15 protein-coding genes are annotated in these 21,837 nt (G+C 44.9%); 11 read left to right on the plus strand and 4 right to left on the minus strand.

Going from position 1 to position 21,837, the window contains the following annotated elements; translation table 11 throughout:
* Positions 1-14: 14 nt before the first annotated feature.
* Positions 15-1,676 carry a glycoside hydrolase family 43 protein gene (locus FSB76_RS22400; RefSeq protein ID WP_147057323.1) on the plus strand — a complete coding sequence of 554 codons (1,662 nt, stop codon included), beginning with the start codon at positions 15-17 and terminating at the stop codon, positions 1,674-1,676.
* Positions 1,677-1,956: 280 nt separating this feature from the next.
* Here FSB76_RS22400 and FSB76_RS32230 read toward each other — a convergent pair whose 3' ends face one another.
* Complete coding sequence (locus FSB76_RS32230) at positions 1,957-2,112, minus strand: hypothetical protein (RefSeq protein WP_158642955.1); 156 nt, start codon at positions 2,110-2,112, stop codon at positions 1,957-1,959.
* A 26-nt stretch (positions 2,113-2,138) separates the two neighbouring features.
* Between FSB76_RS32230 and FSB76_RS22405 the strand changes: the two genes are divergently transcribed.
* The 7 genes from FSB76_RS22405 to FSB76_RS22435 all read left to right on the plus strand — a co-directional run bounded on the left by FSB76_RS22405 (position 2,139) and on the right by FSB76_RS22435 (position 12,253).
* On the plus strand, positions 2,139-2,486 hold the full coding sequence (locus FSB76_RS22405) for a hypothetical protein (RefSeq protein WP_147057325.1): 348 nt from the start codon (positions 2,139-2,141) through the stop codon (positions 2,484-2,486).
* A complete protein-coding gene (locus FSB76_RS22410) occupies positions 2,483-3,067 on the plus strand; it encodes an RNA polymerase sigma-70 factor (RefSeq protein ID WP_147057326.1) in 585 nt (194 codons plus the stop codon). The genes FSB76_RS22405 and FSB76_RS22410 overlap by 4 nt, the downstream gene beginning before the upstream one ends.
* Before the next feature lie 155 nt (positions 3,068-3,222).
* Positions 3,223-4,233, plus strand: coding sequence for a FecR family protein (locus FSB76_RS22415; protein ID WP_147057328.1), 1,011 nt, complete (start codon positions 3,223-3,225; stop codon positions 4,231-4,233).
* 178 nt (positions 4,234-4,411) lie between these two features.
* The gene (locus FSB76_RS22420; protein WP_225976278.1) at positions 4,412-7,903 is read left to right on the plus strand and encodes a TonB-dependent receptor; all 3,492 of its coding nucleotides are present in this window, start codon (positions 4,412-4,414) and stop codon (positions 7,901-7,903) included.
* Positions 7,904-7,912: 9 nt separating this feature from the next.
* A complete protein-coding gene (locus FSB76_RS22425) occupies positions 7,913-9,805 on the plus strand; it encodes a RagB/SusD family nutrient uptake outer membrane protein (protein ID WP_147057330.1) in 1,893 nt (630 codons plus the stop codon).
* Positions 9,806-9,820: 15 nt separating this feature from the next.
* A complete protein-coding gene (locus FSB76_RS22430) occupies positions 9,821-10,999 on the plus strand; it encodes a DUF5000 domain-containing lipoprotein (RefSeq protein ID WP_147057332.1) in 1,179 nt (392 codons plus the stop codon).
* A 42-nt stretch (positions 11,000-11,041) separates the two neighbouring features.
* Complete coding sequence (locus FSB76_RS22435; RefSeq protein ID WP_147057334.1) at positions 11,042-12,253, plus strand: DUF4998 domain-containing protein; 1,212 nt, start codon at positions 11,042-11,044, stop codon at positions 12,251-12,253.
* A 492-nt stretch (positions 12,254-12,745) separates the two neighbouring features.
* Here the strand turns inward: FSB76_RS22435 and FSB76_RS22440 are convergent, their stop codons facing one another.
* The 3 genes from FSB76_RS22440 to FSB76_RS22450 all read right to left on the minus strand — a co-directional run bounded on the left by FSB76_RS22440 (position 12,746) and on the right by FSB76_RS22450 (position 16,993).
* Positions 12,746-13,081 carry an L-rhamnose mutarotase gene (locus FSB76_RS22440; protein WP_147057336.1) on the minus strand — a complete coding sequence of 112 codons (336 nt, stop codon included), beginning with the start codon at positions 13,079-13,081 and terminating at the stop codon, positions 12,746-12,748.
* A gap of 13 nt (positions 13,082-13,094) precedes the next feature.
* Positions 13,095-14,105, minus strand: coding sequence for an aldo/keto reductase (locus tag FSB76_RS22445; RefSeq protein WP_147057338.1), 1,011 nt, complete (start codon positions 14,103-14,105; stop codon positions 13,095-13,097).
* A gap of 413 nt (positions 14,106-14,518) precedes the next feature.
* Positions 14,519-16,993: a glycoside hydrolase family 95 protein gene (locus tag FSB76_RS22450; RefSeq protein ID WP_225976279.1), complete on the minus strand. Its 2,475-nt coding sequence runs from the start codon at positions 16,991-16,993 to the stop codon at positions 14,519-14,521.
* Positions 16,994-17,216: 223 nt separating this feature from the next.
* On the opposite strand from FSB76_RS22450, the gene FSB76_RS22455 reads away from it, so the two are divergent.
* The 3 genes from FSB76_RS22455 (at position 17,217) to FSB76_RS22465 (ending at position 21,832) form a co-directional block, all read left to right on the plus strand.
* Entirely contained in the window at positions 17,217-17,576 is a 360-nt protein-coding gene (locus tag FSB76_RS22455; protein WP_158642956.1) for a hypothetical protein, read from the plus strand.
* 264 nt (positions 17,577-17,840) lie between these two features.
* Positions 17,841-18,554, plus strand: a complete 714-nt coding sequence (locus FSB76_RS22460) for a hypothetical protein (RefSeq protein WP_147057342.1) — start codon at positions 17,841-17,843, stop codon at positions 18,552-18,554.
* A 53-nt stretch (positions 18,555-18,607) separates the two neighbouring features.
* Complete coding sequence (locus FSB76_RS22465) at positions 18,608-21,832, plus strand: SusC/RagA family TonB-linked outer membrane protein (protein ID WP_147057344.1); 3,225 nt, start codon at positions 18,608-18,610, stop codon at positions 21,830-21,832.
* Positions 21,833-21,837: the final 5 nt, after the last annotated feature.

The following is a 21,837-nucleotide window of genomic DNA, read 5'->3' on the forward strand; positions in this document are numbered from 1 at the left end:
TATCAATTGCCAGTATGATCAGTAAATTCTCAATCTTTCGTGCGCTCACCTGTTTTTGTTTCATTACGGTTTGCGCTAATCCAGTTGCTTATGCCCAAGGCGTTGACGACAGCGTAAAATGGGGCAATTGGTTAAAGTGGGGGGATCAGCGTAACGGAACTTACCGAAACCCGGTATTGCCGGCGGATTATAGTGACCCGGATTGCATTCGTGTGAATGATGATTACTATGCAATATCATCAACTTTTCAGTTTTCGCCGGGAGTTGTGATCCTGCATTCTAACGATCTGGTAAACTGGTCAGTACTGGGCCATGCGGTAAACAACCTGAACCAGCTAAGCCCCGAAATGAACTGGGATAAAATGAACCGCTACGGCAAGGGAATCTGGGCAGGCGCTATCCGTTATCACCACGGTAAGTTCTGGGTTTATTTCGGCACGCCAGATGAAGGCTATTTTATGACCACTGCCAGAGATCCTGCCGGTCCCTGGGAGCCATTACATCAGGTATTATCTTCGCCGGGATGGGACGATTGCTGCCCTTTCTGGGATGATGACGGGCAAGGGTATCTGATTGGAACAAATTATGCGGACGATTATAAAATACACTTGTTCAAATTAACGGCGGACGGGCGTGATATTGTAAAAGCATCCGATCAGGTTATTCATCAGTCACCTGGAAGCGAGGCCAACAAACTATACAAAATAAATGGCTGGTATTATCATTTTTTCAGTGAAGTTAAGCCCGAGGGCCGGGTCGTGATGATGGAGCGCTCCAAAAATATATTTGGTCCATATATAGAATCAAAGCAGCTCAATCATGCTGAGAAGCAATTTAACGAACCCAACCAGGGTGGGCTTCTGCAGACACAGGACGGTAAATGGTATTTTTTAACTCATCATGGTTCCGGTGACTGGTCAGGACGGGTACTGAGCCTTTTACCTGTTACCTGGGCAAATGGATGGCCTGTTATCGGAAAACCGGGTGCAGATGGTATCGGGAACATGGTATGGGCAGGTAAAATGCCGGTAAAGGATACCGCTAAGGTTATCCTCCAAACGGATGACGAGTTCGAAGAATCCCAATTGCCTCCTCAATGGGAATGGAACTATCAGCCGAAAGCAGACAAATGGTCCTTATCACAAAAGCCCGGCTGGTTAAGTTTACATGCCTTTAAGCCACTTCGTCCTGATGATTTGCTAAAAGCAGGTAATACCCTGACCCAGCGTTGTTTCCGGACACCATACAATAGTGTCACCATTAAAATAGAGATCAGCCGTATGACTGATGGGGAGAAGGCTGGCTTATGCCATTTCACTAATCCTCATTTTGCGCAGATCGGCATTAACTATAGCCGTAAACGCCGCTGTTTGGAATTTAAAAATGAAAAGGTCCGGTTATCCGGTCCGGAAATCAAAGGCCGTAACATATGGTTGCGGTCGACCTGGGGACTTGATGGGCTTAGCCAGTTTTATTACAGTTTAGATGGGTATATTTTTAAGCGATTTGGGCCTGTATATCAATTGACCTGGGGTTCGTATAGGGGTGACAGGATCGGTATTTATAATTACAACGACCGGGAAAACAAAGGCTGCATCAATGTAGATTACTTCCACTACGAGATTGATGAACAGGGTAGCCTACCGGGTCCGGGCCGTAATAAAGGTGGGTTGTAGCGTTTTCGTTAGAATCCGGGTACTCGTTTTTACTAATAAGTATTCATATAACAACTAAAAATCAGCATAAGGTATTTTTGGAAAAAAATGCCCTTATTTATCATTTTGTATAACTGTTTTATCAAAATGAACCTATTTAAAGTTTTCGATTCGTATAAATTCGAGCTGTAAACCAATTCTTTTTAAACCTGAGCAGAAGCCTAATTCTGATCAATTACAGTTTTGAAAATTTATGAAACAAAAAATTCTCATCAGACCTGCTTTTGCCGTCAGTGCGCTCTTATTTATGAATAATCATCTCAAAGTTACCTGCTTTAATCAGTAACAGGATCAATAACAACATGTTTTCCTTGATACGAAGGGATAAGATACCTGACTGCCTATTTATTTCACCGGCAATTATGAACTGTAGCCCTCCTTTTTTATCTGCAACCATATACAAATTTTAATTGCCTGTCCGGAATGATGTATTTGAACCCCAAAAAGATGATTAAGTATTGTTTGGCAAGTATTGTCTTTTTGCGTACGGTAAGGAAGATTGCGACGCTGCCGGTTAACTTAGCACATACGTCACGTAATGATGCTTTAGGCACCGACGTTCCGTATCCCGGTTTGAGCCACACACTTCCGGCCGTGGGTGATATAATGAAGCAGGTACTCCAGCCCGCCCCGGATTTTGCTAAAACATTTCGAGCTTTCGTCCTGATTGCTGCTGTTATTTCCCTTATAGGTTTATTAGGCCTGAAGATCGTTGATCTCAATCAAAGGATAATAGAACCAGGTATTCTTAGCATAATAGGTGCCGAATGAAAAAAGTCCAGGAAGTTGATGTGGGCGTAGTTATTGCCGTTCGCGAAGGGAATGAAACGGCATTCCGTAAGGTTTATGACACCTACAGTGCACGGTTGTATAGTTTTGCCTATCGGTTCCTTAAAAATCCGGAGCTGTGCGAAGAAGTAGTACAGGAAACGATGATTTCGCTGTGGATAACCCGCGCGCGGTTAAATGAAGCTTATCCATTAGGTGCCTATTTATATACCATTACCCGCAGGCTATCGTTAAACATGCTCCGTCATCTGGCAACCTCGCAAATGGCTTTTGACCAGGTTAGCCGGTCAGCGCTGGTTTTTCATAATGAAACGGAAGACACCATTATTTTCAGCGACCTTTCCTGTGCCGCCAATGCCATAGTAACCCAATTGCCCGCTAAACAACAGGAAGCCTTTCGTCTGAGCAGGTACCAGGGTTTGTCCCATAAACAGATAGCGGAACGGATGAACCTGTCTGAAAACACGATTCAGAATCACATCAGTGCTGCACTCAAAAAGTTGCAGGCCCGGTTCAGGGAGTCTGATATTTTCTTCTTTATATTCCTTTTCTTTTTGCGGTAGTTTTTTATAATCCTCCTCCGCCGGTAAAAAAAAATCAGGCCCGTTAGTGGTTCATCTCTTTTGGCGTGTATTAACTATATAATCAGCCAATTTAACCAATTAGCATTACCAATTACCCGCAGGCATTAGCTGTGAACCATTTAACCTAACTAACCATGGATGATATCTATGTTTTAACGCTGTTGAAAAAATTTATTGAAAACTATATAACCGAACAGGAATATGCGGAATTGAAGATCATCGTCATCAACCCGGCGTATGAGGCTGTTATTAAAAAGTTTATGGATTCTGTATGGGAAGATCCCGGTAACCTGGTTTTGTTTACAAAACTCCGGTCGGATGCGGTTTATGAGCAGATTCTTGCCAGTAAGCAATTCATCGCTGCAAAGAATGTCGATAAAAGGTCCTTATGGCACAGGCCTTATTATTGGAAAAGTATAGCTGCATCAGTTTTATTAATTGCCGCGCTAACCAAAACTACGCAAAAACTGTTTTTCAGCAGCCCTGCAGTCGTAGCGTATTCTGAATATAGAACGTTAGCCGGTGAGCGCCTGAAAATCAATTTGCCGGATGGATCTGAAGTCTGGCTTAATGCCGGCAGCCAGATCCGCTTCCCTAAAAACTTTGAAGGTCATAGCCGTGATGTACAACTGGATGGCGAAGCCTTTTTCGATGTACTGCACGACGAAAAAAAGCCTTTTAAAGTGTTTACCGGTAAAGTAAGTACACAGGTTTTGGGTACTGCATTCAATATCTCCACCTATAAACCCCAGGTGATTGAAGTTACAGTGACAAGAGGAATGGTCAGCGTGCAGCATGAAGGCAGGCAATTAGGTATGCTCAGCCGTAATAAGCAATTGGACTTTAATACAGTTAGCAAAATTGCGGAACAACATGTCGTTGATGCAGGGGCTTATACTGCCTGGACTAATGGGGAACTTGTATTAAATGATGTAACTATGGAAGAAGCAGCTATCCGTATTTCGCGCTGGTTCAACGTGAAAATAATTTTTAAAAATCCCGGGTTAAAAAAATGCCGCCTGGTAGCAACCTTTCCGGGTAATGTGAAATTTACCCAGGTGATGAGTATAATCAGCAGGCTTAACAATTTCACCTACCAGGTAACAGATAAGAATGTATACCTATCCGGTAACGGCTGTAAATGATATCAAATTAAACCAATCAAACGCAGATACATGACCTTATTTAAATCTCCGCCGGTGTGATCCATCAAAAAAAGCCATCATGACGGCCATCATGATAGCTTTTACACGATCAGGTGCCAATAGCGATCTGATCATATTAATCCTAAACAGTTTAATTATTTAAAATCAAGTCAAATTTATGAATTTTTTTACTATTCGAAGTACTATTATAACACTTGGAAATTTCATTCCTATAAAGCCTGGCCTGTTGTTTAAAGGCCGCATCAGCTTTAAAACGGTTGTTTTACTGATATGTTTAACCCTGGCAATGGCCTGGAGGGCCGAAGCGCAACAGCGTATTAAAGATGTAAAGGTAGAACTGGCCACCACGGGCAACAGCCTGTCTGCGGCTCTGAAAAGTATAGAAGCGCAAACTTCATTTCGATTTGCCTATAAGGCCGCCGAAGTTAGTCCTTATGTCAGGGTTGATGTGCCGGCCGGTCCTCATACGGTTTCGGACCTGCTTGATCTGTTGCTGGCAAAAACAAATCTGGGTTATTCGGTTGAAGATGGTTATATCATCATAGCACCAAAGCCGGATCGTATCGAACCTGTAAAAAGGGCGTCGGAGGATATCACCATAACCGGCGTTGTAAAAGATCAGATCAGCGTGTTACCGGGTGTTAACGTAACCCTGAAATCCGATCAGCGACGGGCCACTCAAACCAATACCAGCGGACGGTATACAATTAAAGCGCCCGCAAACGGCGTACTGATTTTTAGCATGGTTGGCTTTGAAAGCCGGGAGATACAAATCAATGGCGAAGGCGTGATCAATATAGAGCTTACACCAATGGATAATAAGCTGAACGAAGTTGCTATCGTGGCCTACGGAACGCAAAAGAAATCCAGTATGGTGAGTTCTATTACGACGATAAGCCCTAAAGATCTGAAAATACCCTCCAGTAACCTGACCACCGCGCTTGCCGGCAGGCTGGCGGGTATTATTTCCTATCAGCGGAGCGGTGAACCCGGGCAGGATAACGCTGCCTTTTTTATCAGGGGGGTTACCACTTTCGGGTATAAAAAAGATCCGCTGCTGATGATAGACGGGATAGAGGTATCGGCTACCGACCTGGCCAGGTTACAGCCGGACGATATCGCGAGTTTTTCAATTATGAAAGATGCTACCGCCACCTCTTTATATGGCGCCAGGGGTGCAAATGGCGTCATACTTGTAACCACCAAATCAGGGAAGGAGGGGCCGGCCAAAATTTCTGTCCGGTTTGAAAATTCCAATTCCTCCAATACCAGGCAGGTAAAACTGGCCGACCCGATCACCTATATGCAGCTGGGTAACGAGGCGGTGCTGACAAGAAATCCGCTGGGCATTTTGCCTTACTCTCAAAATAAAATTGATAATACGGTTGCCGGATTAAATCCTTACGTGTACCCTGCCAACGACTGGCTTGATCAGCTGATCAGGAAGAACACCAACAATCAGCGTCTCAATTTCAATGCCAGCGGCGGCGGTACCGTGGCGCGATATTACATAGCCGCAACTGCCAATCAGGACAACGGTATATTAAAAGTAGATAAAAGGAACAATTTCAATAGTAATGTTAACCTCAAATCATACCAGCTGCGCTCCAATGTGAATATTAACATGACCAAAACAACCGAGGTGATCGTCAGGCTGTCGGGAAGTTTTGATGATTATACCGGTCCTATTGACGGGGGAAGCGGCGTATACTCAAAAATACTTCAGGCTAACCCGGTTTTATATCCGGCCTATTACCCGGCCGATCAAAAACCCAATACGAATCATATACTGTTCGGGAACGATAATTCAAACGGAACTTTTTTAATCAATCCGTACGCGGATATGGTTAAGGGTTATAAAGATTACTCCAGGTCGACCTTAAACGCCCAGTTTGAATTAAAGCAGGACCTGAAGTTTATCACGCCGGGACTTTCCGTCCGTGGTATGTTCAATACGCAGCGGTATTCCTATTTTGATATCGTACGTAATTATAACCCTTATTATTATAGTGCTTCAGGTTATAACAGGCAGACCAATACCTACGCTTTAACCAGCCTGAACGAAACAACCGCAACAGAATACCTGAATTACAGCGAAGGTATCAAAGATATCAACTCATCAACCTATGTTGAAGCGGCTGTAAATTATAACATTAAACTAGGCAAAAAGAACGATATAACCGGTTTGCTGGTGTACCAGCGCAGGAATCAAATATTCGCTAACCAGGGAACCCTCCAGAAATCCTTGCCTTATCGTAACCAGGGCGTTTCAGGCAGGTTTACTTATGCGTTTGATAACCGTTTCCTCGCCGAGGCTAATTTTGGATATAACGGGTCGGAACGTTTCTACAAAACACAGCGTTATGGTTTTTTCCCGGCCGGTGGCCTGGGGTATTACATCTCCAACGAAAAGTTTTGGGACCCTGTAAAACAAGTGGTTAATAAACTGAAGTTTAAAGGGACTTATGGATTAGTGGGCAACGACGCGATAGGCAGCGCTGATGACCGTTTCTTCTACCTTTCTGAAGTGAATATTAATGATGGCAATAAAGGATATACGTTTGGAGAGAACTTTAATTACAGCAGGCCGGGCGTAACGGTTAACCGTTATGATAACCGCGACATCACCTGGGAAACCGCACGTAAGCTGAACCTGGGGTTTGAGCTGGGGCTGTTTAACGACCTGGAAATACAAGCCGATTATTTTACGGAAAGAAGGAACAATATTTTGATGGACAGGGCATCCATACCATCCACCATGGGTTTGTCTGCAGGCGTACGCGCGAATGTTGGAAAGGCCAAAGCGAACGGAATAGACATATCGGCCGATTATAACAAGACTTTTGGTAACTCGTTGTGGCTGCAGGTGCATGGTAATTTTACCTATGCCCATAGTGAATTTACAGCTTACGAGGAACCTGAATATGCCGAAAAGTATAAATCTCACATTGGCCGCTCGCTAAACCAAAGGTTTGGTCTTATCGCCGAGCGGTTATTCATAGACGAGGCAGAGGTAGCCAATTCGCCCAAACAAACGTACGGTGAATACAAGGCAGGAGACATCAAATACAGGGATATAAACGGTGACGGACAGATCACCGATCTTGACCAGGTGCCGCTTGGTTATCCCGAAGTGCCTGAAATAATCTATGGCTTTGGCTTTTCAACCGGGTATAAAAACTTTGATATCTCTACTTTCTTTCAAGGTTCCGCACGTTCGTCTTTTTGGATAGATGCCAATGCCACAGCACCCTTTATTAATTACACAGCCCCCGGGGCAGCATACCTGCCCGGCGCCCAGAATGCGCTTTTGCAAGCTTATGCAGATGATCATTGGTCTGAGGAAAACCGGAATTCATACGCGTTATGGCCAAGGTTAAACAGTGTAGCAAGCGCCAATAACACGCAAACCAGCAGCTGGTTTATGCGCAACGGCGCATTCCTGAGGCTGAAATCTGTTGAACTGGGGTATTCGCTGCCTAAAAAGCTGATCAGCCGCTGGCATTTTGACAGGGCACGGATCTATGTAAGCGGAACTAACCTGGCTACTATCAGCGGTTTTAAACTCTGGGACATTGAGATGGGAGGGAATGGTTTAGGGTACCCCATTCAAAAAGTAATTAACGTGGGTATTCAAATGGGTTTTTAAATTAAAAAGATGAAAAATATAAAAATATACTATATCCTTTTCCTGTTCAGCCTGACCATGGGCTGTAAAAAAGATTTCCTGGACGTAGTACCCGATAATGTAGCTACAATCGATAATTCATTTACAAGCCGGAACGAGGCGGAAAAATACCTGTTTACCTGTTATTCTTATCTGCCGCAGGAAAGTGACATCAACAGCAACCCTGCATTTCTGGCCGGTGATGAATTCTGGACATACTGGCCTATCGTCAGTGGAAACCCCCTTCCGTCTACACCGCAGCAAATCGCCCGTGGAAATCAAAACGTCAGCAGCCCTTATCTGAATTTTTGGGACGGTACAAACGGCGGTAAGCCACTTTGGAAAGCAATAAGGGATTGCAATATCTTTTTGGATAATGTGGGTAAGGTGCCAGATCTGGATCCTTCCCTCAAAGATCGCTGGACAGCCGAGGTCAAGTTCCTGAAAGCTTATTACCATTTTTATTTACTGCGCATGTACGGACCGATACCGATTGTGGATAAGAACCTGCCCATTTCCGCTTCTCCGGAAGAAGTAAGGGTATTGCGCGAGCCGGTGGATAAAGTGGTGGATTATATTGTTTCACTATTGGATTCTGCATCAGCCAAACTGCCGCTGATCATCCAGAACAGGTCTTCAGAATTGGGAAGGATAACCAAACCCGCTGCGCTATCGATCAAAGCAAGGGTTTTAGTAACAGCCGCAAGCCCGCTTTTTAATGGGAATACCGATTTTGGGCAACTAAAAAATCATGATGGTACAGCGCTGTTTAACAGCAACAACGATCCTGCAAAATGGGAGCGCGCATCCAAAGCATGCAAGGAAGCCATCGAAAGCTGCGAAGCTGCGGGTATAGCGTTGTACCAGTTTAACGGGCTCCTGAATTTATCGCCGAGGTTGAAGCAGGAAATGACCATTCGCAACAGCATAGCTGAAAAATGGAGCAACGAACTGATCTGGGGCTTTTCAAACGGCGGAGGTTCCTTTATCCAGGGCTGGGCCATACCCCGGCTTGATCCTTCAAAGCTGCAGAACGATGCCATAAAAGGAGAACTCGCGCCCACAATTGGTATGGCCGAATTGTTTTATACTGATAAAGGAGTGCCGATCAATGAGGATAAAACATGGGACTTCGCCAATAGGAACAACCTTCGTACAGCAACGTCCGCCGATCAGGACTATCTTCAGAACGGGTATACTACGGTTGGGCTCCACTTTAACCGGGAGCCCAGGTTTTACGCGGATATGGCTTTTGACGGCTCTATCTGGTTCATGCAGAACGGGACCTGGAAAATACAGGCTAAACTTGGCCAGAACCAATCCAGAAAGGGTGCTAACGGCTATTCAACCACCGGTTATTTTACCAAGAAACTGGTAAACTGGAATTTTGTGATCTTGCCTGATTATGGTTTCACCCAGGAAATTTACGCCTGGCCGATGATACGCCTGGCCGATGTTTACCTGATGTACGCGGAGGCACTTAATGAACAAAGCGGTCCTTCTCCCGAAGCATATAATTATATCAACCTGGTCAGGAGCAGGGCCGGGCTTCCCACCGTGCAGGAATCGTGGACCAATTATTCCACCAATCCCGGAAAGTTTTTAACAAAAGATGGTTTCAGGGATATTGTCCAGCAGGAAAGATCAATTGAGTTTGCCTTTGAAGGTCACAACTTTTGGGACCTGCGCAGGTGGAAGAAAGCCCCTGCCGCCCTCAATAGTGCAGTATATGGCTGGGACATAGAACAGGCGAACGCATCTACTTATTACAGACGGAAGCTGCTTTTCAATCAGAAATTTGTAGCGCCGCGTGATAATTTCTGGCCAATAAGTGAAGGTAATCTGATAATCAACCGTAACCTGGTTCAAAACATCGGGTGGTAGTATTAAAATAAAAACATGAAAACATTTAAAATATTAATATGGCTATGTCTGGCAGCCTCCGCGCTTCACAGCTGTAAACGGGATCAGCTCAGACCTGTTGAAAGTGATAAAACTGCGCCGGGTACGGTTGCCAATGTAAAAGCAGAAAGCAGGCCGGGTAGCGTAAAATTGACCTATACTTTACCCTCGGATCCTGATTTGTTGTATGTGCTGGCAGAGTACACCAATAAATATGGAAAGGTGATCCAGTCCAAAGCTTCTTATTATACCGATTCACTGATCGTTGATGGTTTCGCTGATTCGGCCAGTCACCGGATGACCGTATACGCTGTTGACAGAAGCGAGAACAAATCGGCCCCGGTAACATTAGATGTGCGGGCTCAGGCGCCTCCCGTTTTTGGTGTGAAGGGAAGTCTTATACTGGCGGAAGATTTTGGCGGGATAAATATTACCTACTCAAATCCGAACGAGGCCGATATTGCCATTGTGGTATCTTATAAAGATTCATTAGGCTATTTTGTTACCAGGGAGACTAATTATACCCGGTTAAAGCAGGGCTCATTTACATCACGTGGTTTTGCATCCAAAGAAACCGTTTTTGGTGTTTATATCCGTGACCGGTGGAATAACAGGACGGACACTGTTTTTAAAACGCTGACGCCGATTTTCGAAAAGGAACTTGATAAGTCGAAATTCAAAACGGTGATCCTGCCGACAGACATCGGCGATTACGGCAACGGCTTGGTGATCTCTAATCTTTGGGATAAAATCATATCAGCTGATGCCAACATGTGGCATTCCCGGGGCGACGCGGGTATGCCAATGCACATCACCTTCGAGCTTGGGGTAACGGCCAAATTAAGCCGTTTTGTTTTATGGCAAAGACCAGGGCCATATATATTCAATCACGGTAATCCAAAACGATATGAGCTATGGGGATCGGTAAATCCTCCTGTAGACGGCAGCTTTAATAACTGGACGCTCCTGAAGTCCTGTGTTTCCGTTAAGCCTTCAGGCCAGGCCCCGGGTGTCAACAGCCAGGCAGATGTGGATGCGGCAGCGCGTGGCGAAGAATGGAACGTTCCGCTCGACGCGCCCAAAGTAAGATATATCAGGGTTGTCATCTTAGAAAACTGGATCGCGGGTCCTCAGGCGCATATTGCGGAGATGAGTTTTTTTGGGAACGACAATTAGGTTTAAACAGCAACCCGGTTTAAGCGGGCTAAATAAAAAAAAATGAAATCAATGAAAAAATATGGGTTACTCGTTATTTCGGCTGTTTGCTGCGTAATGCTTTCAGCTTGTTCGAAAATGGACGAGTACAAAAAGTTCAGCGCGGGTAAGGAGGTACTTTATACCGGCAAGCCCGATTCAGTAACAGCCTATTCAGGAAAAAAACGGATTAAATTAGTTTGGCAGCGTACATCTGATCCAAAGGTTAGTATGACACGTGTGTACTGGAACAACAGAACTGATTCTGTCGATGTTACGGTCAGCAAATCTGTAAGCAGTACGAAAAGAGATAGTTTAATGATTGCTAACCTGACAGAAGGTAATTATAACTTTGAGCTGGTTGATTATGATGCGGCAGGAAACCGTTCGGTTGTAAGCAGGGTATCGGGTTCCGCTTACGGCGATACCTTTGAAAAATCCTTGTTGAACAGGGCTGTCCAAAGTTTCGGAAAGCAGTTTGACCTCGCAGGAAGCACGGCTTTGAACTGGTATGGTTCGGACGCGCAATCCATTGGGGTGGAAGTAACTTACCAGGATAATGCAAAAGTAAGCCATAAAGTAATTGTCAAACCATCAGACAATGTCACCTTCCTGGCCAATTACGATGCGACGGCGCCGATCAGTTACCGTACGATGTTTTTGCCTGACTCTACTGCCATAGATACATTTTATGCGGCGGCTGTTCAGAAAACAGTGGATGACCCCAATCAGATTATTATCAAGAACTCCGGATATCCCTTTAAACCGGGAAAGAATGGCGGACGCTGGAGTGATATCGCGGACTGGGTTACGACTGATTCGGAGAAGAACCATGGCGGCGTCGGAGGGCTTGATAACCTGAACACAAGCACGGAGAATTACATGTCATTTGAATTCTGGGGAACGCCGCAGATCATCAATGGTAAAATATACCAAACAGGTTTGTTAAGTCCGGGATCCTACCGGCTGGTTGTTAGTATATCTAATATCAATAACAACCTTGAGAATTCCTTTTTAAGTATCGCGAAGGGAGGTTTCATTCCGGACGTCGCCGATATCAGCAGTTCCCTCGCCAATATCAAGCTTACTAACGGCTCCATGAATAATAAAGATCTAACCTTGTCCTTCAGTTTAACACAGCAAGAACTGGTTTCACTTGGCGTGGTGTGTACCATGCAGTTTGTCAATGAAAGCAGCCTGAGGATAAAGCAGTTCAGATTGTATAAGGATAAATAAGCTTGCTGCGCGATACCGCTTGAGATTTGAGAGAAGATTTTAAGTAAAAACATGGCCCCCAAAAAAGTTAAGTACTATTTGGGGGCATTTTTATGGATAAATAAAACAGGCAGTATTTAAGCCCAAGCTTGTCAATGACCCGTTCCTCCGTTCCCGTACGTATAACAAGCTTTCATTTGTGTACAGCAGTTAGACTTTCCGGATTTGGAGGCAATACAAATACCACCATTAAATATGGGATGAACCTACGATCTCCACTTTTTAAAAACGGTGCGCAGTTGCGTGCAATCAGTTCTCCCGAAAGCTCTTTTCCCGGGACGCGGGGGAATCAAAATAAAGTTGTGTTCCTTCAAACGTATGCAGGTCCATACTGCAAATATCAATTCTAATAGTTCTGATCGGGGCATGACCATTCCTTTATTAAAGGTCTTACATGAAGCTTAAATGTAAATTTGCCACTTTCTTCAAAACCATTATTTGGATGTTTTTATTTTAAAGCTGAAAAATCTGTTCCATAATTACCCATTTTTCACCCGCTTTTGCCCAGGGTAGTGGTTGCTGGAATTTCCACATTAACTGTTCCCATTCCTGTACTTTTGGATTAACTGCATCCATTTCTTCTTTCTTTGCAGCCTCATATTGGTCGCTTGTTTCCATGATCATAAATAAGCGGTTGCCTGTACGGTAGATTTGCATATCTATAATTTTAGCATCAAGTATACTTTTGCGTATTTCCGGCCAGCCATTTTCCGCCTTGTGCCAATGTTCATATTCTGCTATCAGCTGCGGATTGTCCTTTAGATCAAGTGCCAGGCAGTATCTTTTCATATTTTGTATTAAATTAAAAGTTGGGGAATATCGTGTCAATTAAGCCTCGTTTTATCATATCTTCCCAAAATGCTGCCGGGATTTTCAAAGTGGTCATAGCTGCATATTGTGATATTCTTTCTGCGTTGGTAGTATTTAACGCAACACTCTTTACGCCAGGAGCACTGAGCCCAAATACAACACACACTTCTACCGGCTTTAATTCATAATCGGTGCATAACTGATAAAACACCTCCCGCCAGTTATAAAAGCGTTTGTCTTTTAATGGGGCCTTCAGTTGGTAGTTATAATAAGCTGATCCTGTTAGAAAGCCTCCGTTAAAAACCGCAGAATTAATAATTATGATCTCCTGCTTTTCAAGTTCACGCATAAATTCCACTAATTCTCCGGGATGACTGTGGATTGTCATACTATTAGCTATCATGACCCAATCCAGCTTTATATCAAGCGTTATTTTTTTAATGGTCTTCCAATCCTTGGAACCTACACCAATGGCCTTTACTTTACCTTGTTCCTTTAATTCATGTAAAGCCCGGTAAGCTTCCAGTATACCGTTATAGCGTTGTGCTTGCTCAGACGCATCCTTTGCTGCGGCAAGATACTCATCCGGGTCATGTACTGATACCAGTTGGGCCGGATAGTTGCCGAGCAGCTCGTTTCCCTGCTCGTAACATTCCAGGATACCGGCATAACTTATCTTTTGAACCGCATCATATTTCAGGTCTCGCCATACGCCGGGTTCAAAAGTAGGTTCGGTGGTTTTTAACGCTGTACGCAGCCAGCCCAGTTTATTACTGATCAATACCTCTGAAGGGTTAACATTCAAATGCTTTAAGGATCTTCTCAGCGATTCCAGCGCTAACCCGGCGCCATATTTACCGGCCGAATCAAATACTACTGGTTTTGAGGAACATCTTACACTTTCGCCAACAATAGCACACTTTGCTTCATCAGAAAGCGCGACATATAAATTCCCTAACCCACTGGTCCCGAAAATCACTTTGGGTAATTCTATTTTTTGCATATACTATGAGTGCCCTAATGTTAAAAAACGTTATAAGCGGATAAACACCCAGGCTTCAGCTTTACGCGATGTCCTTCCTCCCCAAAAAAATGCAACCACCGCAAAACAAACTAATGGCACGATATAACCGTATGGACTATCAACCGTATAACTGATGTAACAAAACGGCCTCGTAAAATGCCACCGCCAACGATAGGCCTAATGATCAGACTGCTGCCGAACTCCGTATTTTCTTTTAATTCTTTAATGCCCACTGCTAAGATATTGGGAACATAATGGCCATGAAAAAACAGATAACGGTGACCATATCTACAGTCATCATACTATGGCCCAGAATGACGATCAGGCAAAGTGAAACATTGTTCGCGCAGTAGCTAATGAGGCTTTTTTTTTAAATTCCCCGCCGTTGCCGCTCATAAACTGCTCACTAATTGGTATAATTTGCCCTTTTGAGTATTGATCACCAACTCATAGCCATCCTTTGTTTTTACCGCTGAGGTATTTAAGCCTTTAACAGTGAGTTTTGATTTGGAGATGATATGGCAGGTGCCTCCTGTTTTTGATAAGATTTCGGCATTTACGACCCTACCCGCGGCCCATTTCATGTTCACTACAAAAGCCCCTCTTGCCACAAGGCCTTTTACTTCGCCATTAGCCCAGGCATCCGGCAGGGCTGGCAACAGTTGTACATCACCATTTTGGCTTTGCAGCAGCATTTCGGCCAGACCGGAGGTACCGCCAAAGTTTCCATCAATCTGGAAAGGTGGATGTGCATCAAACATATTTGGATAAAGTCCTCCGCCCTCACTGTAGTTATAGCCACTTTCGCCGGTTAAGCGCAGCAGGTCGCGGTATAACTTGTAAGCATGGTTGCCATCTTGTAGCCTTGCCCAAAGGTTTACCTTCCAGGCCAGGCTCCAGCCGGTGCTTTCGTCGCCGCGTAGTTCTAACGTTCGTTTCGCTGCTGCCGCTAATTCCGGGTTAGTGGCTATTGAAATTTCATTAGCAGGATAAACAGAATACAAGTGCGATACATGGCGGTGATGCGGATCGGACGATTCCTGATCTTTATACCATTCCTGTAGCTGACCTTTTGAACCGATTTGGTATGGAATAAGTTTAGCTTTTTTGGCGATAAGTGTATCCCTAAAAGCGGCGTCAACACCCAAAACTTTGCTTGCAGCAATGAGGTTATCAAACAGATCGCGGATGATGCCCATATCCATTGTGGTAGATACAGAAACATTACTCGTTTTTCCTGGGGCATAAATAAAATCATTTTCGGGCGACATGGACGGCGCGGTTACTAAATGGCCCTGGCCATCAGGCACCAGCCAATCAAAAGTAAACTCGGCTGCACCTTTCATCAAAGGGTATGCTGTATTTTTCAGAAACTGTTTATCACCGGTGTATAAATAGTGTTCCCAAAGGTGGCGGGTAAGCCAGTCGCCCCCCATTGGCCAGTTGGCCCATGCAGGGTCGCCATGACCAAGATCCCCTACCGGGTTAGCCAACGCCCAGAGATCCGTATTGTGATGCGTCACCCAACCCTTAGCGTGATAAAAATCTTTGGCCACTTCGGTGCCGGTTTCTGACAGCCCCTTGATCAGGTCAAATAAAGGCTGATGCATTTCAGACAGGTTACAATCCTCGGCCATCCAATAGTTCATCTGCACGTTGATGTTGCTGGTATAGTTTGAGCTCCACGGCGCACGTAATTCCTTATTCCAGATACCTTGCAGGTTGGCAGGCACGCCCGGAGTTCTTGAACTGCTGATTAACAAGTAACGGCCATACTGAAAATACAAAGCTTCAATACCGGGATCAGCACCCTGGTTTTTATTGTAAAGTGCAAGCCGCTCATCTGTAGGTAACTCAGCATGACTGTCTTTGTTATCATTCAATTTCAGGTTTACCCGGTTAAAGTAATGATGATAATCGGCAAGGTGAGCAGCGAGCAATTGAGCATAAGGTTTCGCAGCAGCTTTATCGAGATTTTTCTCAGCCACCTTCTCGTCTCCATCGGGGCATTGGTTATAAGCTTTGAAACTGGTGGCAGCGCTAACATAAAGCGTTAAGCTCGATGCACCTTTCACCGTGATACCACTTGTATCGGCTGTTATTTTTCCGTCTCCGCTTACTGCTTTGGCCAGCACCTCGTAACGCATACCCCTGCACTTATCGTCCTCGGCATAAACTATCGGATTTTTTGAGTCAACATAGCTTGGTTCGACATGGGCCGGTGCTTTGCCGCTTAGCTGTAATACATTATTATTCAGCACTTCTTTTTGAAAACGGAGCTGACTGCTGGTATTGATCTTAAGATTTAACTGTTTGGGCTTATCAGCAGTAAACCGGATCACGATCACCTTGTCTGGTGCGGAAGCAAAGATCTCACGCTTGTAGTTTACACCGCCAACTGTATATTTTGTTGTGGCAACGGCATTACCAATATTCAGGTCGCGGTAATAGCTTCCGGCGTTAGCGCCATTGTATGATTGTTTGATATGCAGATCGGCCATAGGCAGGAAGCTTTCAGAATATAAGCCCTGCATTTTCTTGGTAAGCTCACGCGCATTTTGGTAATCACCTTTAAACAACGCATCTCTTACCTGAGCCAGGTATTGGAAAGCTTCAGGATTTACATTTTGTTTCACCGGTCCGCCCGACCATAAAGTCGATTCATTAAGCTGCAACAATTCATCATTAACGCCGCCAAAAATCATGGCACCTAAACGGCCATTTCCTATGGGCAAAGCTTCCGTCCATGTTTTGGCAGGTTGCTTATACCATAGGGTATTATTTTGCGCGCTCGCGTTCAGCGCAGTTAATTGCATGCATAGCGGTAAAACTACAGACAGGAGTGTTGCTTTCAGACCTTGGTTCATAAAGTAGGTTACAATTGTTTTTACAAGTATAACGATGCACAGGCTATAAAAAATAATGCTTATTGGCATTTTAATGTCTAAAAACAGTCAATAGAAGGTTTGTCCGTCCAATTAAGATTTATATTTAGAGATTTCTTATTATGTAATAATAAACCATGCTGAAGTTTCATTGATCATCCCGAAACACGTTTATTACAGACATCTGTTCCGTAAGATTTCCCATATGCCCGCTGAAATGGTGATGTCGGAACGGGGCAGGGTTTCTAATACGCGTAAGTTCCGGCTCAAGGCCGAATTCATCAGCCATAACCTATATGAAAGAACATCATGGGGCGAACTCCTCAGGCGGCTGATCGTGGCGGGTCCGGTCAGGCAATCGGACAACCAGCGGGATAAAAAGAGCAAACATATCGCTATAAAAGATGAAGGAAAGACCTTGCTTTATCAGGTATTTACCGATATGAACAACGTTGGTAAAATGATCCCAGGTAAATTAATGCTTGCGGAGAAGTTTACTTTGCTTATTTGTTGCAAAAGCTCCATAACTTCCACCTGGATCATGATGAAAAGAAGGCCATTGTAACTGGAGCTGACCTAAAAAGCTTTGCGGAAAAAATTCCGGTCTCCAACAATATGATGCTATTTTGCCAGGATCCCGGCCGGATACTGTGATAATGATGTAGTGATGACGTACCTCAAAAAACTACATCATGTTAAAATACTATCAGGTGATGTACTGATGAAGCAACTGTTGATCAGTGTTTTATTTTCTTTCTGCATAGGTTTGTGATGGCCGGAAGATGACCTCCCGACCCGCCAGTTCAAACCCTTTAAACACTAAATTTTTATGAAAGAAAAAAAATCTGACGGCCATTCCTATGGCCAAAATCCGGCATTGAAATTAAGCCTGTTCTGTACATTGTTTGTTGCACTTATGCTTCATGGTGCGCTTGTCCGTGCCCAAAGCGACACACTTGGTGTATTTACAGCCCATAAGGATATCGGCAACCCGAAAAATCCGGGCAATGCACAATATGACAAGGTAACGCATAGCTATACGCTTAAAGGCAGCGGTTATAATATCTGGTTCAACCGCGATGAGTTTCAATATGTTTATAAGACGATTAAAGGAGATTTTACCGCCACCGCGAACTTTACTTTCAAAGGAGATAAAGGCAACGGGCACCGTAAGGTGGGCTGGATGCTCAGGGCCTCAACAGATGAAAAATCTATCCACCTGAGCGCCGTTACCCATGGCGACGGTTTAACCGTTTTACAATGGCGTTCAAAAACCGGCGCTAACATGCTTGACCCCCAGGAAGAGATCTTTTTTCCGGAAAAGAAGTTTGAAGTAGTGCAGCTGCAGCGCGTAGGCAAGCGGGTGATCATGAGGGTGGGTCATGTTGGCGAGCCGCTTAAAACGGTAGGGTCGCATATCATGCCCAACATGCCCGATGAGGCCTTGCTTGGCCTGTTCATTTGTTCGCATGATCCGGAAGTTACGGAGGAAGCAACCGCCTGGGATGTACACCTGGATGAGCATGCTGCCAGGCAAAAATAAAACGGGTACTCGCGGTTTAAAAAATCAATTATTAACCATTATCATTTTATTTTATGTATGATAAACTATTTTACACAGTGTGGAGAATGTGTTTTATTTTCCTCGGATTGTTTTTGAGCTTTACTGTTTTTGCACAAAGCAAAAGAACAGGCAAAGTTCTCGGTTTTGACGACAAATTGCCGGTTATCGGTGCTTCTGTAGTGATCAGGGGTTCAAGCCTTGGTGCGATAACAGATGTTAACGGGAGTTTTACGCTTACGCTTAAAGCTACCGATGTACTGGTGGTTTCCTACGTCGGTTATGATACGCAGGAATTTACAGTTGGCGATGCTGCTGCGCCGGTTATTAAGCTGCACCCCGCGTCACGTTCATTGAACGAGGTGGTCGTTACAGGCTATAGTTCGCAGCGCAAAAAGGACATTACAGGAGCGGTTGCAGTAGTTAATGTAACTAACCTGAAGGCCGTGCCCTCGGGTTCAACTGAATCTTTATTACAGGGGCAGGCATCGGGCGTTACAGTGGTGAGCTCGGGCGCACCAGGCAGTGCCAGCAACATCAAGATCAGGGGTATTACTTCAGTAGGCAGTACAGATCCGCTGGTGATTGTTGACGGCACACCGGGCAGCCTTCACGATCTTAACGTTAACGACATCCAGTCCATACAGGTATTGAAGGATGCAGGCTCCGCAGCCATTTATGGTGTGCGCGGTTCAAACGGTGTGGTTATTGTTACTACTAAAAAAGGGAAAGTTGGCACGCCTGTGATTACGTATGATGCCTATTATGGTACTCAGCGTCCTAACTCTAAAGGATGGAATTTAGCCAATCCTACCGAAACGGCCAAAGCCATTTGGCAGGAGTATAAAAACGACGGGCTTGCACCGGTGCACAAGCAATACGGCAGCGGCCCTGAACCTGTTGTGCCGGATTATATTACACCTACTGCCGGAAAAAATGGTGACCCGAATACCAATCCGGATACGTATGCCTTGTATTCCAACCAGATCACCAAAGCCAATAAGCAGGGTACGGATTGGTTTCATGAAATATTCAAACCCGCCCCTATGCAAAGTCATAGCCTTTCAGTAAGTGGCGGCACCGATAAGTCAGCATATTTGTTTTCGCTGGGTTATCTTGATCAGCAGGGTACTTTAATTGAAACCATGCTAAAACGTTACTCGCTCAGGGTAAATACCAGTTATAAGGTGAAGGATCATATCCGCCTTGGCGAAAACCTGTACGCGTTTTACAAGCAAAACCCGGGTTATACCAATTTGCCGGGCGTTAACAGTACCAACGCGATCAACGCCTCTTACAGGATCCCTAACATTATACCGGTTTATGATATTATGGGCAATTATGCCGGCGCCGGTTCGCAAAGTTTAGGAAACGCACCCAACCCGGTAGCCATTCAAAAACGTACCAAAGATTATAAAAATGACGACTGGCAGATTTCGGGCAATGCTTATGCCGAGGTTGACTTTTTAAAAAAATTTACAGCACGCAGCAGCTTTGGCGGTACCGTGGATTATTTTTATAACAACGCCTTTGTATTTACAGGCTACGAAAATGCCGAAAACAGCACTAACCCCAATAGCTATATAGAAAACTATGGCTTCAGCACCAGCTGGACCTGGACAAATACCCTCAATTACAAAGATACCTTTGGCAAACACAGCATTAATGTGCTTATCGGTTCCGAGGCGATCAAAAACCTCGGCAACGCAGTAGGGGCCTCCAGGGGGAATTATTACTTAACCAACCCCAATAACCTTACGGTTGACCCTAATTTATGGACGCTGAATTTTGGTGAATCGGGCACACAAACCAATGCCAATATTGTCAACCCGGCCGGGCAGCAAACGCCGTATCAGCTGGCTTTATATTCCTTGTTCGGGCGGTTTGATTATAATTATAACGATAAATACCTGTTAAGCGGAACCTTACGCCGCGACGGCGCTTCTGTATTTGCCACCAATAACCGGTACGGTGTTTTTCCTTCGGTTACCGGCGGCTGGCGTATCTCGGGTGAACAGTTTATGAAAAAGGTGGACTGGATCAATGACCTGAAGATCCGCGCCGGCTGGGGTAAACTGGGATCTATCAGTAATATCAACTCTACCAATGCATTTACCTTATACGGTCAGGGCGCTGTGCTGTCGTATTACGATATTGCAGGCAGCAGCAATCACGCTACCCAGGGGCTTTACATCAGCCAGTTTGGTAACCCCAATACCAGTTGGGAAGAGGATATCATCACCAATATAGGCTTCGACGCAACGATCATCAAGAACAAGGTGGATATGTCTTTCGAAGTATACAAAAAATCCATCAATGGTTTGCTGTTCCCGGCTGCATTGCCATCAACGGCAGGGGGTGCTGCGGCGCCCTTTATCAATGCCGGGAATATCGAGAATAAAGGGATTGATGCCGCGGTTACTTACCATGGTTCCATCGGTACCGATTTTAAAATGGACCTTACCGGTACTTTTACGACGTATGATAATAAAGTGGTTAGCCTGCCAAAGGGTACGGCCTATCTCGACATCGGCTCGGGCGGCAGCTCAACCACCTACTCCAGGTTACAGCCCGGGCACCCTGTCGGGGCATTTTTTGGCTACAAGGTGATAGGCATTTTTCAAAATGCCGCCGAGGTTAGTTCAGCACCAACGCAGGATGCCGCTGCTCCCGGCCGTTTCAGGTACCAGGATGTTAACGGCGATGGCAAGATTGATGCCAGCGACAGGACCTTTTTTGGTAACCCCAACCCTAAATTCACCAGCGGCCTGAATATAGGCGCATCCTATAAAAACTTTGATTTCCTGTTGTTCCTGTACGCCTCTGTAGGTAATGATGTGCTGAACATCGTTCGCGCCTCCACCGATTTCCCGCAACAGTTTGATGTAGCCATTAGTAAAGACGCGGTTTATAACTCCTGGACACCCGACCGGCCCAACGCAAAAGTGCCCATGCTGGAACGTTCATCAAACTTTAGTAACACCACGTTTTCGTCTTATTATGATGAAAGCGGCTCATACCTCCGGTTTAAAACCATGGTGCTCGGTTATACCATCCCCGCCCTTAAGTTAAAAAGGATAGGGATCGAAAAGCTCAGGTTATTTATCCAGGGCACTAATTTGTTCACCATAACCAAATATTCAGGGCTTGATCCCGAACTGCCGGGCAGCAATACATCCAGCACCTTATTCGGCATTGACGGCGGGGCTTACCCGGCAAATCAAAAAACATATACGGCCGGTGTCAATATGTCATTTTAACCGGT

It is taken from the genome of Mucilaginibacter ginsenosidivorax (assembly GCF_007971525.1).
Lineage (GTDB): Bacteria > Bacteroidota > Bacteroidia > Sphingobacteriales > Sphingobacteriaceae > Mucilaginibacter > Mucilaginibacter ginsenosidivorax.